This is a genomic window from Lysobacter hankyongensis (assembly GCF_039543145.1).
Taxonomy (GTDB): Bacteria; Pseudomonadota; Gammaproteobacteria; order Xanthomonadales; family Xanthomonadaceae; genus Lysobacter_I; species Lysobacter_I hankyongensis.
The window spans coordinates 465,906-479,224 of the sequence record NZ_BAABJE010000001.1 but is presented as its reverse complement, the minus strand read 5'-3'; the positions used below and the strand labels follow the sequence as shown (position 1 = coordinate 479,224).

The 13,319-nt window shown below is 65.9% G+C and carries 15 protein-coding genes; 12 read left to right on the top strand and 3 right to left on the bottom strand.

Translation table 11 applies throughout. From position 1 onward, the window contains the following. Window positions 1-12: 12 nt before the first annotated feature. A complete protein-coding gene (locus ABD974_RS02180; RefSeq protein ID WP_345301628.1) occupies window positions 13-441 on the top strand; it encodes a MerR family transcriptional regulator in 429 nt (142 codons plus the stop codon). Between the two features lie 37 nt (window positions 442-478). Here ABD974_RS02180 and ABD974_RS02175 read toward each other — a convergent pair whose 3' ends face one another. Continuing rightward, the gene (locus ABD974_RS02175; protein WP_345301627.1) at window positions 479-823 is read right to left on the bottom strand and encodes a helix-turn-helix domain-containing protein; all 345 of its coding nucleotides are present in this window, start codon (window positions 821-823) and stop codon (window positions 479-481) included. A gap of 218 nt (window positions 824-1,041) precedes the next feature. Here ABD974_RS02175 and ABD974_RS02170 point away from each other — a divergent pair, with 218 nt between their 5' ends. The 3 genes from ABD974_RS02170 (at window position 1,042) to ABD974_RS02160 (ending at window position 3,244) form a co-directional block, all read left to right on the top strand. Continuing rightward, complete coding sequence (locus ABD974_RS02170; RefSeq protein WP_345301626.1) at window positions 1,042-1,869, top strand: hypothetical protein; 828 nt, start codon at window positions 1,042-1,044, stop codon at window positions 1,867-1,869. A gap of 6 nt (window positions 1,870-1,875) precedes the next feature. Continuing rightward, window positions 1,876-2,811, top strand: a complete 936-nt coding sequence (locus tag ABD974_RS02165; RefSeq protein ID WP_345301625.1) for a hypothetical protein — start codon at window positions 1,876-1,878, stop codon at window positions 2,809-2,811. Window positions 2,812-2,908: 97 nt separating this feature from the next. Continuing rightward, window positions 2,909-3,244 (top strand): hypothetical protein, encoded by a 336-nt coding sequence (locus ABD974_RS02160; protein WP_345301624.1) that lies wholly within the window; start codon window positions 2,909-2,911, stop codon window positions 3,242-3,244. Between the two features lie 47 nt (window positions 3,245-3,291). Here ABD974_RS02160 and ABD974_RS02155 read toward each other — a convergent pair whose 3' ends face one another. Further along, window positions 3,292-6,105, bottom strand: coding sequence for an XVIPCD domain-containing protein (locus ABD974_RS02155; protein WP_345301623.1), 2,814 nt, complete (start codon window positions 6,103-6,105; stop codon window positions 3,292-3,294). A 34-nt stretch (window positions 6,106-6,139) separates the two neighbouring features. Then, window positions 6,140-6,775 carry an imm11 family protein gene (locus ABD974_RS02150; protein WP_345301622.1) on the bottom strand — a complete coding sequence of 212 codons (636 nt, stop codon included), beginning with the start codon at window positions 6,773-6,775 and terminating at the stop codon, window positions 6,140-6,142. A 248-nt stretch (window positions 6,776-7,023) separates the two neighbouring features. Between ABD974_RS02150 and ABD974_RS02145 the strand changes: the two genes are divergently transcribed. From ABD974_RS02145 to ABD974_RS02110, 8 genes are all read left to right on the top strand, one after another. Continuing rightward, window positions 7,024-7,257 carry a helix-turn-helix domain-containing protein gene (locus tag ABD974_RS02145; RefSeq protein WP_345301621.1) on the top strand — a complete coding sequence of 78 codons (234 nt, stop codon included), beginning with the start codon at window positions 7,024-7,026 and terminating at the stop codon, window positions 7,255-7,257. Window positions 7,258-7,268: 11 nt separating this feature from the next. After that, window positions 7,269-7,748 carry a hypothetical protein gene (locus ABD974_RS02140; protein WP_345301620.1) on the top strand — a complete coding sequence of 160 codons (480 nt, stop codon included), beginning with the start codon at window positions 7,269-7,271 and terminating at the stop codon, window positions 7,746-7,748. 1 nt (window position 7,749) lies between these two features. Next, on the top strand, window positions 7,750-8,640 hold the full coding sequence (locus ABD974_RS02135; protein WP_345301619.1) for an ATP-binding protein: 891 nt from the start codon (window positions 7,750-7,752) through the stop codon (window positions 8,638-8,640). Further along, on the top strand, window positions 8,637-9,230 hold the full coding sequence (locus ABD974_RS02130) for a hypothetical protein (protein ID WP_345301618.1): 594 nt from the start codon (window positions 8,637-8,639) through the stop codon (window positions 9,228-9,230). Before ABD974_RS02135 ends, ABD974_RS02130 begins: the two co-directional genes overlap by 4 nt. A gap of 198 nt (window positions 9,231-9,428) precedes the next feature. After that, complete coding sequence (locus tag ABD974_RS02125; protein WP_345301617.1) at window positions 9,429-9,659, top strand: DUF6511 domain-containing protein; 231 nt, start codon at window positions 9,429-9,431, stop codon at window positions 9,657-9,659. A gap of 9 nt (window positions 9,660-9,668) precedes the next feature. Further along, on the top strand, window positions 9,669-10,403 hold the full coding sequence (locus ABD974_RS02120) for a hypothetical protein (RefSeq protein ID WP_345301616.1): 735 nt from the start codon (window positions 9,669-9,671) through the stop codon (window positions 10,401-10,403). Then, window positions 10,400-10,975, top strand: a complete 576-nt coding sequence (locus ABD974_RS02115) for a hypothetical protein (protein WP_345301615.1) — start codon at window positions 10,400-10,402, stop codon at window positions 10,973-10,975. The genes ABD974_RS02120 and ABD974_RS02115 overlap by 4 nt, the downstream gene beginning before the upstream one ends. Further along, complete coding sequence (locus ABD974_RS02110; RefSeq protein ID WP_345301614.1) at window positions 10,972-13,293, top strand: phage/plasmid primase, P4 family; 2,322 nt, start codon at window positions 10,972-10,974, stop codon at window positions 13,291-13,293. The genes ABD974_RS02115 and ABD974_RS02110 overlap by 4 nt, the downstream gene beginning before the upstream one ends. Window positions 13,294-13,319 lie beyond the last annotated feature (26 nt).

Below are 13,319 nucleotides of genomic sequence, written 5' to 3'. Positions count from 1 at the left end.
CGGAGTCAAGCCATGACTACCAACGCAATGACGATCGGTCGGCTGGCCGCTGCCGCCGGTGTGCATGTCGAGACCGTTCGCTATTACCAGAGGCGGGAGCTTCTGCGCGAGCCTTCGCGTGCGCTGGGCAGCGTACGGCGTTACGGGATCGAGGACGTTGGCCGATTGCAGTTCATCCGCCGGGCCCAGGCGATGGGATTCAGTCTTGACGAAATCGCGGGCCTATTGAGGGTCAAAGGCCAACGCGCGTGTGAAGAGACGCGACGACTGACCGAACGGAAGCTGGCCGAAGTGCGGCAGCGGCTTCAGGACCTCAGACGACTGGAAGTCGATCTGGAGACGATGGTGGAACAGTGTCACCGCGTCGCAGCCGGTGCAGATTGTCCAACGCTGGTTTTGCTCGCCCACGCAGCTGGGCCCTCTGCAGAATCGGAGTCCTAGCAACCTGACGAAAGTCGTTGGGCGTGATGTCCGTTCATCATCGCCTACGTCCTGCGCGCTTGGCGGCGGGCCGATCGAACAGATCGACCATCGTCCTGAGCCGGTCCTTGTCGGCCCGGTCCATGCGGATGTACTTACGGAAGAACTGCAGGTCTTCGGGGGAAGCCTGCAACGGGGGAGGCTCGCCCATCAGATCCTGGGTGGTGACCCCCAGCGCCTTGGCCAGATCGACCAGAACCTTGACCGACAGGTGGGGGACTTCGCGGTTCTCCAGTTCCCAGACATAGCTCTTGCTGATGCCCGCCGCGTTGGCCAATCCCTCCATCGTCAGGCTTGAATTCTTGCGCAGTCGCCGCAATCGGAGGCTGAAAGAGGTCGCCATTCGCCTTCTCCCTCGGTCGGAGGCGCCGCCAATACGGCGCATGAACAGGAATGTGTAAATTTTATCACCGTATGACTTCAGGCGATTGACAACTGTGACCTGAGTTCTAGAATCCGAATCTTACGTATGGTGAAAGTGAACAAGCGTGGATCTGCGGGGCGCTTTGTCGGCGAAGGGGATCGTCGACGTAAGAACTGGGGTTACGCTGGAGACGAATCGTGTCCAGCTCTATGGTTTATCTGGAATTGTTGTTGAAAATCCCGCCGGATGAAGTCCTCCTGGATTTTCTGGCGCAATGCGGCCTGACACTGTCCTTCGAGATCGAGAGGCCGGAAGGCGATACCTACAAGCGGTTGCGCATCGCGACCGCGATCGAGCGCGCGCCCGAGTCCGTGCGTGGCTGCATTCTGGCGGGCATGCGTCATGTCGCGTTGTTGGCCGATGCTGCCGGTCTTGATGCATTGCGCGCCGCGAACGAGGCGCATGCCGGGCAAGTGAACCCGCTGCATCTGCCGGATGCGCCTGCGCAGTGCGCGCTGTGGATGTACCTGCGCCACCCGGCGATCTTCGATGACGCTGTCCGCATGCGCGGACTGTATCCCCTGCTTGCCGATCCGATGCCGCAGCCACTGGACTACCTGCGCCGCCCCTTGATGCTCCCGGACGAGATGGCCGTGGAAAACGTGCGTCTGCTCGAAGCGACCATGCTCGATGAAATCACGGGCGGCGAGATCGCGATCATGGCGCCTGCCTGCGACACGCGTGTCGGCGTGCTGGAGGTGCTGGACATCTGGATGCCGATCGAGAACCCGATGCGTCGCCGTCGCTTCCGACTGGTCGAGGCGGTGCTGGGCGTCGACTTCTTCCCGGAACCGGGGCAGCCGATCGGCCGCTCGGTGATGCTCGCGCTCAAACGGCGCGGCGGCAGCAATCTGGGCGACTTCGATGTCGGCACGCGCGCGCAGATCGAAACATGGCTGATCCGCTGGCGGCAGGCGCCGGGTCGCGATACCCCGATGGGGTCAACCTTGCCGACGACGGTCTGATGAGCAATGGACTGCCTGGCATTGTTGGCCTCCTGCATCGAGGAGGAGGGTGGCGCGATCGCGCCTGCATTGGCCGACCCGGTCGAACGCAGGCAACTCGAACGATTGCAGCAGATCGGGGCGCTGGTCCCGTCGCGCGCGCGGACGATCATCTGCCCGCGCTGCGAGGCGCATAGCGTCCGCGTGATCACCGCGGGCTCCGCGCTTTGCGTGGGGTGCGGAAAGGTCGTGCTGGCGGCACAGGATTTGCAGCGGCTCGCGCCTGATGGCGAATGGCTGCGGCGCCGTATCGCCCAGGCGTTGGGCTTGCCCGTTGGACCGCCCTGGTCGTTGGTGCCGGGGCAGCTCTGGCGGCTGGGCGATCTGGGCCGCGGGAGTGCGCGACGCCGCATCCTGTATGGCGAGCGGCTGAGGTCTTCAAGGACCGGGCGCGCACTCCATGCCGTGTGGCCGTCGCTGGTGGGGCAGGGGCCGGCGATCCTGCTGACGACCACTGCGCCGGATGATGTCTTTCTGCCGGGGCTGCCGGTGTCGGTCGTACCGCTCGCTTCGGCGTTCCAGGTCCGCGGGACGGGCCTGGTCGTGGCCGGCCCGGTGTGGGAGGGCATACTCGATGAGGCATCGCTAGGCAACGAAGATGGTCGCCACGGGCCGTTCGGGCCGGATTTCAGAACGGTGCTGCTGCCGGGGGAGACCGAACCGGTGGCGCTCACGCCGACGCAGTCGGCGCTGCTGCGGGTGCTGTGGGAGTTGTCCGGCGAACGGATCGAGCGTGAAGCGTTGCTCCGCCGGGCGAAGGTCGATCTCGACAAGCCGATCGTGGCCTTTCCGCAGAGCAAGTATCCGCAGGCGCATCGGGCGTATCGCGCGTTGGTGCGCTCGAACCGACAGGGCCAATACTGGTGGGCGCGAGATGTTGCCGCCGACACGGCCAAGCTGTGAGCCTGCCTCGACGGGCGCCGGAAGTTGCACGATCCGCGCGCGAGCCCGTACAGTCGTGCGCCCATGTCGACGATGAACGCGAAGGGATGCTCGGTCCATGATGATCAATTGCACGGAGTGTGGCAAAGCGTACTCCGACCAGGCGAAAGCCTGCATTCACTGCGGTGCGCGCAATCCCGCCAGCACCGGCGGAGGTTGTCTCAAGGCCGTCATCGGTCTGGTGGTGATGGTGGTGCTGTTCGCGATCTTCGTCGTCGCCATTCGGATGTACACCTTCGATCCGAAGGAAGCGAGCGAACAAGAAATGATCATGGCGTGCCGAGATGCTCTGAACGATACCGCGAACGGGATCGAAACACGCCAGACCTTGCGCGAAGCCTGCGATTCGTGGGAACAGAAATTCAGGGAAAAATACGGCCACGGGCCATACTGACGCCTGCGGTGTTCCTGCTTCGGGTGCCGCCGCGCGCGGCGGCTGTGTCAAATCATCCTCGATCCCCGCCCCGGATTGTCCGGCGTGGGTTGATCCTGTTGCTGCGCCAGCGCTTGCGCCTGTTGCTGGTTCACCGCATCGAGCTTCTGTTGCGACTGCTCCAGTGGGCGTTCAACGGCCTGTGCCACGTCGGTCATGGAGCGGCGTGCCGCCGGGTCGGAAGGATCCTGTCCCTGCACGACGAAGAGCAGTGTCCCGCCTGAAACCCGTGAACCATCCTGCTGCAGCTTGCCGGCAGTATTGAGGGCGATATGGTCGGCCGAGGTGATGCCCGCAGCTTTCGCGTCGGCGAGCGTGCTCATCGCCAATCTCTCGCTGGTTGCATCGAACGTGCGGCCGGTCGAGGCGTCGATGCGGGCGACGCCGGCTTCGATCTGTTTGTAGAGGCGGTGATCGGGGTGATCCGCGTCGCGCGGATCGGGAAGTCGTGGCGACAGCGCCAGTGTCGAAGCTGCAACCGGCTCGACGCGATCATTGGGCGATGGCGCCTTCTGTTTGTCGTCCTGCCGCGCATCCGGCTCCTGAGCGCCATCGTCGCGGCGTCCGGAACTGGCCATGCGCATGGTGGCTGCGACCGTCTGGGCACCTCCGTCCTGCGCCAGCCCCTGCAGGTTCGCTTCGCGTTGCGCCTGTGCGCGGGCGTCGCGGTCCTGTTCCGATGGACGTTCGATCGCATGCGGCGAAAGCGTCGCTTCTGTCCGCGCCCGCTCGATCTCCTCGGCGGTGGTGACGCTCTTGATTTCCATGCGCCGATCGTCGTGGCCGACCAACGTCGCGATGGAACCATCGGGACGCACTTCCAGCGTGTAGGGCGACCGACCGAGGCCATCGCGTGAGTGATCCTGCGTGACCGCCCTCGTCGCAGCATCGATGTCACCATCACTGCGCACGACGCCAGCCCGAGCGTAGGCATCGGTCACCGCGTTGCGCAGGCCGTATTCCGTTGGCGTCGGATTCGCCCGCGCGATCGCGGCGTACTCGGACAGCTCCTGCAATCCCACCTGCTGCGCCTGCCATGTGCGATTCAATTCTTCGCGGGTGTTGCCCGACGCCTGGTTCGTGCCGAGCATTCCGGGCCTGGTCCATTCCCCGTCGGCACCGCGGGTGTAGGTGTTCCCATCGGACGCCGGCAGCGTCTCGGTCTGTGCGGCAGAATTGCGGATCACCGGTGGAACCGGTTCTTTCGATGCGAATTCGCCCCAGGCGAACTGGTCGTGGGCGATCTGATACCGCGCAGCGATCACCGCAGGTGTGTTGGCGGCGTTGTTGGCGATGATCAGCGCCGACTGGCGTTCCAACTCCGTCGCACGTTCATCGCTGACCGGTTCGTGCCGGGTCAGCGGTATGCGGCCGTCGAGGTTCTCTCTGATCTCGATCTGCCATTTCCCGGACTGCGCGTCACGCACATAGTCTCGGCCGATCTCGAACGGGGCTCGCGGCGAGTCGACTCCAGGTTCCGCAGGCAGCCGAAACGGTGCTTTCGGCTCCGGAGGATTCGCAAGACCCAGCGAATAGGAGTCGTTGGCGGATCTGTAGTTCAGTTCGTCGGCCAGACGACCGACGGCGACGAGTCGTGTTTCGTCGAACCCGCCTGTCGCATTCGGCGCACGCGTCGTGCGCAACCATGCGCCTTGAGGATCCGCAGGGTCCCGCGTCCACGCATTCCCATTGACGTCGGTCTGGGTATAGATCTGCTCGAGTTGCTTCTGATCCGCCCATTTGTCGCCCAGATAAGCCCCAACACCGCCACCGACCACCCCGGACACCAGCGCACCTGGGCCGGTCCAGGAACCGGTGGCGGCGCCGTAGGCGAAGCCTGCTCCGAAGCCAACCAGCAGGCCGCCCGCATTGCGACCGACGAAGCGCGTGCCAGCGGCTTCGGCCGCGGCGTCGTTGCCTTGCGCCCGCAGTTCAAGAACACGATGGCCGGTGCTGACGAAATCGTAAGCCATGAGAGCGACGCCCGCCGCGCCGACAACACGCAGGGCGCGGCCCGAACCAGGCGCTCCGCTGCGAGGCGTGTCCACGTCCGGCACCGTGCCGCCTTCCACCAGCGGTCCACGCATTTCCGGCAACGCAGGCGCGCGCACGAGCGTGGGCGGCATCTCCTGCGGGAAGGCGGCACGCAGCCTGACCTCCATCGGTTCCGACAGCGGCAAACGTCCCGCTTCGTTCGCCTGCGCAACGGCCGAGCCGAGCGATTGTCGGCCTGCGGCAGGATCGCCACCCACCGGCTTCATACCCGGTTGTTCGATCGCATCGAGCGTCGCCGCGACGTTGCCTTCCGATCGGGTCACGCCAGCCCAGCGCGCCTCCTGTCCAGGCATCCTGCCGATCTCCGCTATCTGGGTCGCGTGACTTTGTCGATACCCGTCGATGTCGCCGAAGAATTCGCGAATCCGCGCATTCGTCTGTTCGCGCGTCATGCCCTGTGGCGTGTTGGAATGCAGATCACCGTTGACCAGTCCGGCTTTCATCGTATCGGTCAGTTCGCCCACCCTGACAGCCATGCGTTCTGCAGCAGCGCGGTCGCCTCGAAGTGCGGCTTGGCCGTCGGGACTTTGTTGCAGCCGCTCAAGCCGCAACTGGACACCTTCGGAATATGCACCGAGGGGGCCGCCTGGGTGCGGTGAAAGATCAAGTTGAGCTGCCAACGCACGATCGACAGGCAGATTGAGCAGGTTGCGGGGAGCATGCAGATCAAACAAGCCTTGCTTCGACAATTCCCGAAGCAGTCGGCTTTGTCTATACGCATCCTGCTCGATGACGTGATGCCCCTGAAAAACAGGCGTGTCGCTCATGAGTGCAACTCCTTTGCGGACATATGCCTGGCAATCAGCAGTCAGCGGCGTCAATGAACTTCACGCCCGCGACGTCTGCGGCATTCACAGCGTCATAGAGCATGCGATCACAGAACACCGTAAGTGCGAAAGGAGTCCGAAACACATGCGCTGATCCGACGACTTCCTCCTTGAAGATCAAACTCGCTCCCCCCGAACGGTCGTAGTACTTGCCATTGACGAAATCGCCAGTTTCGATCTTCACCCTCGACGCACTCTCATCGAGTGCGTCCAGTGTTCGCAATACACCGCAGAAGTAGAGCTGAGAGCCCGGTGAACCATCCGCGAGCGTGAAATCGCAAGCGACGAAGACGAACCCATCGGGGTCGACCGACTCGAACACGCATTTCAACGCCTCGGAGACGATCCAGATGCCGTACAGATTTTCAAAATCGCGCGGCAAGCCACCCTCTTCGGGCACATGAATCAGATGCGGACGCTCCGCGTACTGATTCGGATCGCCGTTGGGTGGCTCCACCGTGTGAGCGCCAGGAAGCGCCAAAGTGTCTTCATTGGCGATCTCCAAGCCCGGGATCCTACCGCCGCCCCAGAAGCTCGGCTCGATGATGAAGAACTTCCCTTTCTCGAATGCGTTCCCCACCGTGACGGGGATCGGAGCTTCGCTGGCCATGACCGCTTCCTTCTTGTGTGCGACGGGGCTTTGTTGGCTGCCCCGAGATACCCCGATCCTACCGTCCGGCTAAAGAGCGGGGCAAGCGTTTTCGATATGCCGATCGGCAGAAAGTCCAATCAATTCAATGACTTTAAGGTTGGAAAAAAATTCCCGGTTTTCCAACCGTCTTTCCACCTGTATTCCAACCGTCCGATGCATAGTCTGTGTGTCGCCCGCTGCTACCGCAGCACGACGAGAAGCACGACATGCAAGACCGCACCCACGCGCAAGGCGTCTCCGACGACGCTCGCGCCTTCGATGAGAACCAGCTCGCCCGGCGCTGGGACATCTCCCACCGCACGCTGCAGCAGTGGCGCCGGATGGGGATCGGCCCCGTCTATCTGAAACTCGGCAATCGCGTCAGTTACCGTCGCGAGGACGTCGAGGCCTACGAACGCCAGGCGCTGCGCCGCGGCACCGGCGAACGCGCGTTCGCGTGAGGACGACGATCATGACCGACCTCACCCTCCTGCCGGCGGAACTCGCCGAACTGTCCGTCGCCCAACTGGCGGCGCTCTCCCCTCAACAGAAGATCCTCCTCGCCCAGCAACTGGAGCAGGCGGGCGACTGGCTCAAGCAGGTCAAGGCCCGCTTCGATGCCGCGCTGGAGCAGACCTACGGCGATCGCATCCGCGCCGCGCGCAACGACGGCGGCAAGGACTTCGGCGTCGTCCACGTCGCAGACGGCGATCTGCGCCTGACCGTGGACGTGTCCAAGCGCGTGACCTGGGACCAGGCGCAACTGGCGACGATCGCCAAGCGCATCGATGCCGCGGGCGAGTCCGTCGAGGAATTCATCGACGTGAGCTACAGCATTTCCGAATCGCGCTTCCAGAACTGGCCGTCGACGCTGCGCTCGCAGTTCGAGGCCACGCGCACCGTCAAGCCCGGCAAGCCGACGTATCGGCTGACGCAGGCAGGGGAGGGCTGAGATGACGCTTCCCATCATCGGCGCCGATCAGCGCATGTCCGAGCGCCGCGGCGTGAAGGGCGTGCTGATCGGCAAATCCGGCATCGGCAAGACCTCGCAGTTGTGGACCCTCGACGCAGGCTCGACCCTGTTCCTCGATCTGGAGGCGGGCGACCTCGCGGTCGAGGATTGGGCCGGCGACAGCCTGCGCCCGCGCACTTGGAGCGAGTGCCGCGACCTGGCGGTGTTCATCGGCGGCCCGAACCCGGCGCTGCGCGACGACCAGGCGTACAGCCAGGCGCACTACGCCGCCGCCTGCGCGCGCTACGGCGATCCGGCGCAGTTGGCGAAGTACCACACGTTGTTCGTCGACTCGATCACCGTCGCCGGTCGGCTCTGCCTGCAGTGGAGCAAGGGCCAGCCGCAGGCGTACTCCGACAAGACCGGCAAGCCTGACATGCGCGGCGCCTACGGCCTCATGGGCCAAGAGATGATCGCGTGGCTCACGCACCTGCAGCACACCCGCGGCAAGAGCGTGTGGTTCGTCGGCATCCTCGAGGAGAAGATCGACGACTTCGGCCGCCGCCTGCTGCAACTGCAGATCGACGGCAGCAAGACCGGCCTCGAACTGCCGGGGATCGTCGATGAAGTCGTCACGATGACCGAGATCGCGGCCGACGACGGCACCGCATACCGCGCCTTCGTCTGCCACACCCTCAACCCGTGGGGCTATCCGGCCAAGGACCGCTCCGGCCGGCTCGATCTGATCGAGGAACCGCACCTCGGCCGCCTGATGCAGAAGATCGCCGGCAGCGCGCGCCCCGCGCTCGAACGGCTCGACTTCACGCGCCCCGCGACCACGACCACCACCACTTCGCACGCGCCGGCTGTTGCCGCGCAGGAGACTCCATGACCGTCTGGAACGATTTCAACGACGCCGAACAGCAGCAGACTTTCGACGTCATCCCCAAGGGCACCGTCGCCTGGGTACGGATGACGATCAAACCCGGCGGTTACAACGATCCCTCGCAAGGCTGGACCGGCGGCTGGGCGACGCGCAGCGACGAGACTGGCGCGATCTACCTGGCCTGCGAGTTCGTGGTGCTGGAAGGCCCGTTCGCCAAGCGCAAGCTGTGGTCGAACATCGGCCTGTACAGCCCGAAAGGACCGACCTGGACCGGCATGGGCCGGAGCTTCCTGCGCGCGATGCTCAACTCCGCGCGCAACGTCCGACCGGAGGACAACTCGCCGCAGGCCGCCGCCGCACGGCGCATCCAGGGCTTCCACGAACTGGAGGGCATCGCCTTCGTCGCGAAGATCGACATCGAGCGCGACGGGCGGGGCGATGCGAAAAACATCATCAAACAGGCGGTGGAACCCGGACAGCCGGACTATCCGCCGGGCGCGCCGCCCGCGGCCGGTGCGGCGGCCCGCGTGGCCGCGCCGGCTGCGACGCACGTCGGGCCGGCAGCCCCGACTGGCCGCCCGACGTGGGCGCAGTAAGGCCCGCTCGTGCGGTGCTGGGCCTGCGGCCAACCGGCGCGCGGGTTCGGTCACCTTGACCTGAGACACCCGCCCGCCGATCCACGGCGTTACCCGCACCGCTGGGCCTTCTGCTCGCGCCGCTGCCAGGACGCCTTCCACCAACTCTACGACACCCGCCGCCGGCACGAGCCGGCGGCGCTGGAGGAGCTTGTTCCCGTGACTCTGCCCCTGTCCCCCGATGCCCAGCGCGCCTGCCTGCTCGCGCTCGGCAATGCCGCCGACGCGGTTGGCTTCGCCGTGCCGCTGGCGCAGTACTCGCAGCGGCAGGCGCTGCACGTCATCGATGCGGTGATCCACGCCTACGAACGCCAGCAGCACCAGCAGTCCCGCGCGCTGCGCGGACTGCCGCCGCTGGACGATTTCGAAGATTCCGAAATTCCCTTCTGAGGCCGAACGATGCTGGATTTCAACTCATCGTCGACCGAGTCCGGACGCCTCGAAGCGTTGATCGACATCGGCCTGCAGCAGGCGCGCGCGGCCGAGCCCCGGCGCACTTATCTCGGTGCATCGCGGCTGGGTGTGGCCTGTTCGCGTGCGCTGCAGTACGAGTATGCCGACGCGCCGGTCGATCCCGGCCGTGACACCGACGGCCGCATGCTGCGGATCTTCGAGCGCGGTCACGTGCTCGAGGAGAGCATGGTCGCCTGGCTGCGCGGCGCCGGTTTCGATCTGCGCACGCGCCAGGACGACGGCACGCAGTTCGGCTTCTCCGCGCTCGATGGGCGGCTCAAGGGGCACGTCGACGGCGTTTTCGTCGGCGGCCCCGAGGGCTACGACTACCCGGCGCTCTGGGAGTGCAAATTCCTCGGCGCGAAGGCCTGGCGCGAACTGGAAAAGAACAAGCTCGCCGTCGCGAAGCCGGTGTATGCCGCGCAGGTCGCGATGTATCAGGCCTATCTCGACCTTCACGCGAATCCCGCGCTGTTCACCGCGATCAACGCCGACACGATGGAGGTTTACGCCGAGCGCGTGCCCTTCGACGGCCAGCTCGCGCAGCGGATGTCCGATCGCGCGGTGCAGATCGTGCTCGCCACGGATGCCGGCGAGCTGCTGCCGCGCGGCTTCTCCGATCCCACCCACTTCGAGTGCCGGTTCTGCGCCTGGCAGGACCGCTGCTGGAGATCCGCATGACCCCCGATGTCCTACCCGATTGCAACGCGCCGATGGTCGCCGCGCGCACCGCGCACCAGGCGCTGCGCATTCCGATGCAGTGGCTCAACAACAAGGTCGAGCGCAGCGCGCGCGGCGTGCCGCACTATCGCATCGGCCATCTGGTCCGGTTCCGGCTCAGCGAACTGGAGCAGTGGCGCGATCGCCACGCGGCCGTGATCGCACCGCGACTGGAACAGGCCGATGCCGCAACGGTCGTCGTCTCACCGCCGCCGGTCGCCACGGATTTCAACGGCGTGAACTGGCACCGCCGCGAAGGGCTCGCCGAGATCTTTGTGCGCCGCCACAGCAACGACTGCCGTTACAGCGCGCGCCAGCGAAGCTGGTTCGTTCGCACCGATCAAGGCTGGCACCGGGACGATACGCTTGTCGTGTTCGACCGGGTGCGCGGCATTTGCCGTGAAGCCGCTGATCGCGCCCGGACAGAACAGGCACGGCGCTGGTTCGCCAGTGCCACGACGGTCGCGGCCGTGGAGCGGATCGCGCGTCTGCGCGCGGATGCGATGCCGGCCGGCGAGGGGAGCGCGCAGTGACGCATCCGTCTCTGGACTTCAACGATGTTCCGCAGGTCGCCGCGCCACGCGACGGTCGGGACGAGATCCGCGCGCAACTGCTCGATCGTCTGGAATCGGTGCTGACCGCGCTGTTCCCCGCCGGCAGAAAGCGGCAGGGCAAGTTCCTGATCGGCGACGTGCTCGGCAGTCCCGGCGACAGCCTGGAGGTGGTGCTCACCGGCGAGAAGGCGGGTCTGTGGACCGACCGCGCCAACAATACCGGCGGCGACATCTTCGACCTGATCGCGGCGCACTTCCGGATCGATGCACACGCCGAGTTTCCGCGCGTGCTGGACGAGGCGGGTCGCTTGCTCGGACGTGCGTCCGCGATGCCGATCGCGAAACCGAAAAAATCGCCGCCGATCGACGACCTCGGCCCGGCGACCGCGAAGTGGGATTACCTCGACGCCGACGGCCAGTTGATTGCGGTGGTGTACCGCTACGACCCACTGGGCGGCAAGAAGGAGTTCCGGCCGTGGGACGCCAAGCGCCGCAAGATGGCGCCGCCGGAGCCGCGGCCGCTCTACCACCAGCCGGGCATCGCCGCCGCGGACACCGTCGTGCTGGTCGAGGGCGAGAAGTGTGCGCAGACGCTGATCGACGCCGGCATCGTCGCGACCACCGCGATGCACGGGGCGAACGCGCCGGTCGAGAAGACCGACTGGTCGCTGCTGGCCGGCAAGACGGTGGTGATCTGGCCCGACAAGGACAAGCCCGGCTGGGAGTACGCCGAGTGCGCCGCACAGGCGATCCTGGCCGCGGGCGCGCACGGCTGCCGGATTCTCTATCCGCCGGAAGACAAACCCGAAGGCTGGGATGCGGCCGATGCGATCGCCGAGGGCTTCGATGTCGCCGGATTCCTGGTCGCCGGCCCATGCACGCCGGTCCGGTATGCGGGCGATCTTCTGGCGACGCAGACCGCGCAGGCGGGCGATCCTGCGGCCGGGCACGGCCTGTTCGAGGATCTGGACTGGACCTCGGAAGCCGGATTGGCGCGGGCGTTCACCCGGCGCAACGGCCAGGACTGGCGCTACTGCGCACCGTGGGGCAAGTGGCTGGCCTGGACAGGCACGCGGTGGAACGCCGACCAGCGCCTGTACGTCATGCACCTGGCGCGCGAAATGTGCTGCGCGGCGGCGCTGATGTCGAAGTCGCCGCCGTTGAGTCGCCGGCTGGCCAGCGCCGCCTCGATCGCCGCGGTCGAGCGGATCGCACGATCGGAGCCCGAACTCAGTTCGATCCCGGACGAGTGGGATGCGAACCTCTGGGCACTGAATACGCCGGGCGGGGTCGTCGATCTGCGCAACGGCCGATTGGCGGCGCATCGGCGCGAGGATGCGATGACCCGAATCGCCACGGCGACGCCGCGCGGCGACTGCGCCCGCTGGCGCGCGTTCCTTGGCGATGTGACCGGCGGCGACGCGGAGTTGCAGGCGTACCTGCAGCGGATGGCCGGCTACTGCCTCACCGGGGCGACCAGCGCGCACGCGCTGTTCTTCCTGTACGGCACCGGCGCGAACGGCAAGTCGGTGTTCGTGACCGCACTGGCGACGATCCTTGGCGACTACGCGACCAACGCGCCGATGGATACGTTCATGGAAGCGCGCGGCGATCGCCACCCGACCGATCTGGCCGGACTGCGCGGCGCGCGCTTCGTCGCCTCGGTCGAAACCGAACAGGGCCGGCGCTGGAACGAGTCGAAGGTCAAGGCGATTACCGGCGGCGACAAGGTCTCAGCGCGCTTCATGCGGCAGGATTTCTTCGAGTACACCCCGCAGTTCAAGTTGGTCATCGCGGGCAATCACAAACCGGCCATCCGCAACGTCGACGAAGCGATGAAGCGGCGCATGCACCTGATCCCGTTCACGGTGACAATCCCGCCCGAGCGCCGCGATCCGAAGCTCACCGAGAAGCTGCTCGCCGAGCGCGACGGCATCCTCGCCTGGGCGCTGGCCGGCTGTCTGCAGTGGCAACGCAGAGGCCTGCAGCCACCCGCGAGCGTGCTCTCGGCGACTGAGGAGTACTTCGAGGCCGAGGATGCGCTGGGGCGGTGGATCGACGAGCGGTGCGTCCGCGACGCGAACGCCAAGGCGTTGACCGGCGAGTTGTTCAACGACTGGAAGGCCTGGGCCGAAGCGGCGGGCGAGTTCGTCGGCTCGCAGCGTCGGTTCTCCGACCAGATGGTCGCCCGCGGTATCGAGAAATGGCGTAACCCGTTGGGTGTCCGCGGCTTCCAGGGCATCGGCTTGAAGGTCGCGCCAAAGGTTGGATTCACGCCCTACGCCGACTTCGACTAACACGCCTGACACAGCCGACACGGCTC

Excerpts from the sequence above, each read along its gene's own strand:
- ABD974_RS02180 (WP_345301628.1), top strand. The coding sequence starts at position 13 with ATGACTACCAACGCAATGACGATCGGTCGGCTGGCCGCTGCCGCCGGT.
- ABD974_RS02175 (WP_345301627.1), bottom strand. The coding sequence starts at position 823 with ATGGCGACCTCTTTCAGCCTCCGATTGCGGCGACTGCGCAAGAATTCA.
- ABD974_RS02165 (WP_345301625.1), top strand. The coding sequence starts at position 1,876 with ATGGACTGCCTGGCATTGTTGGCCTCCTGCATCGAGGAGGAGGGTGGC.
- ABD974_RS02160 (WP_345301624.1), top strand. The coding sequence starts at position 2,909 with ATGATGATCAATTGCACGGAGTGTGGCAAAGCGTACTCCGACCAGGCG.
- ABD974_RS02155 (WP_345301623.1), bottom strand. The coding sequence starts at position 6,105 with ATGAGCGACACGCCTGTTTTTCAGGGGCATCACGTCATCGAGCAGGAT.
- ABD974_RS02150 (WP_345301622.1), bottom strand. The coding sequence starts at position 6,775 with ATGGCCAGCGAAGCTCCGATCCCCGTCACGGTGGGGAACGCATTCGAG.
- ABD974_RS02145 (WP_345301621.1), top strand. The coding sequence starts at position 7,024 with ATGCAAGACCGCACCCACGCGCAAGGCGTCTCCGACGACGCTCGCGCC.
- ABD974_RS02140 (WP_345301620.1), top strand. The coding sequence starts at position 7,269 with ATGACCGACCTCACCCTCCTGCCGGCGGAACTCGCCGAACTGTCCGTC.
- ABD974_RS02135 (WP_345301619.1), top strand. The coding sequence starts at position 7,750 with ATGACGCTTCCCATCATCGGCGCCGATCAGCGCATGTCCGAGCGCCGC.
- ABD974_RS02130 (WP_345301618.1), top strand. The coding sequence starts at position 8,637 with ATGACCGTCTGGAACGATTTCAACGACGCCGAACAGCAGCAGACTTTC.
- ABD974_RS02120 (WP_345301616.1), top strand. The coding sequence starts at position 9,669 with ATGCTGGATTTCAACTCATCGTCGACCGAGTCCGGACGCCTCGAAGCG.
- ABD974_RS02115 (WP_345301615.1), top strand. The coding sequence starts at position 10,400 with ATGACCCCCGATGTCCTACCCGATTGCAACGCGCCGATGGTCGCCGCG.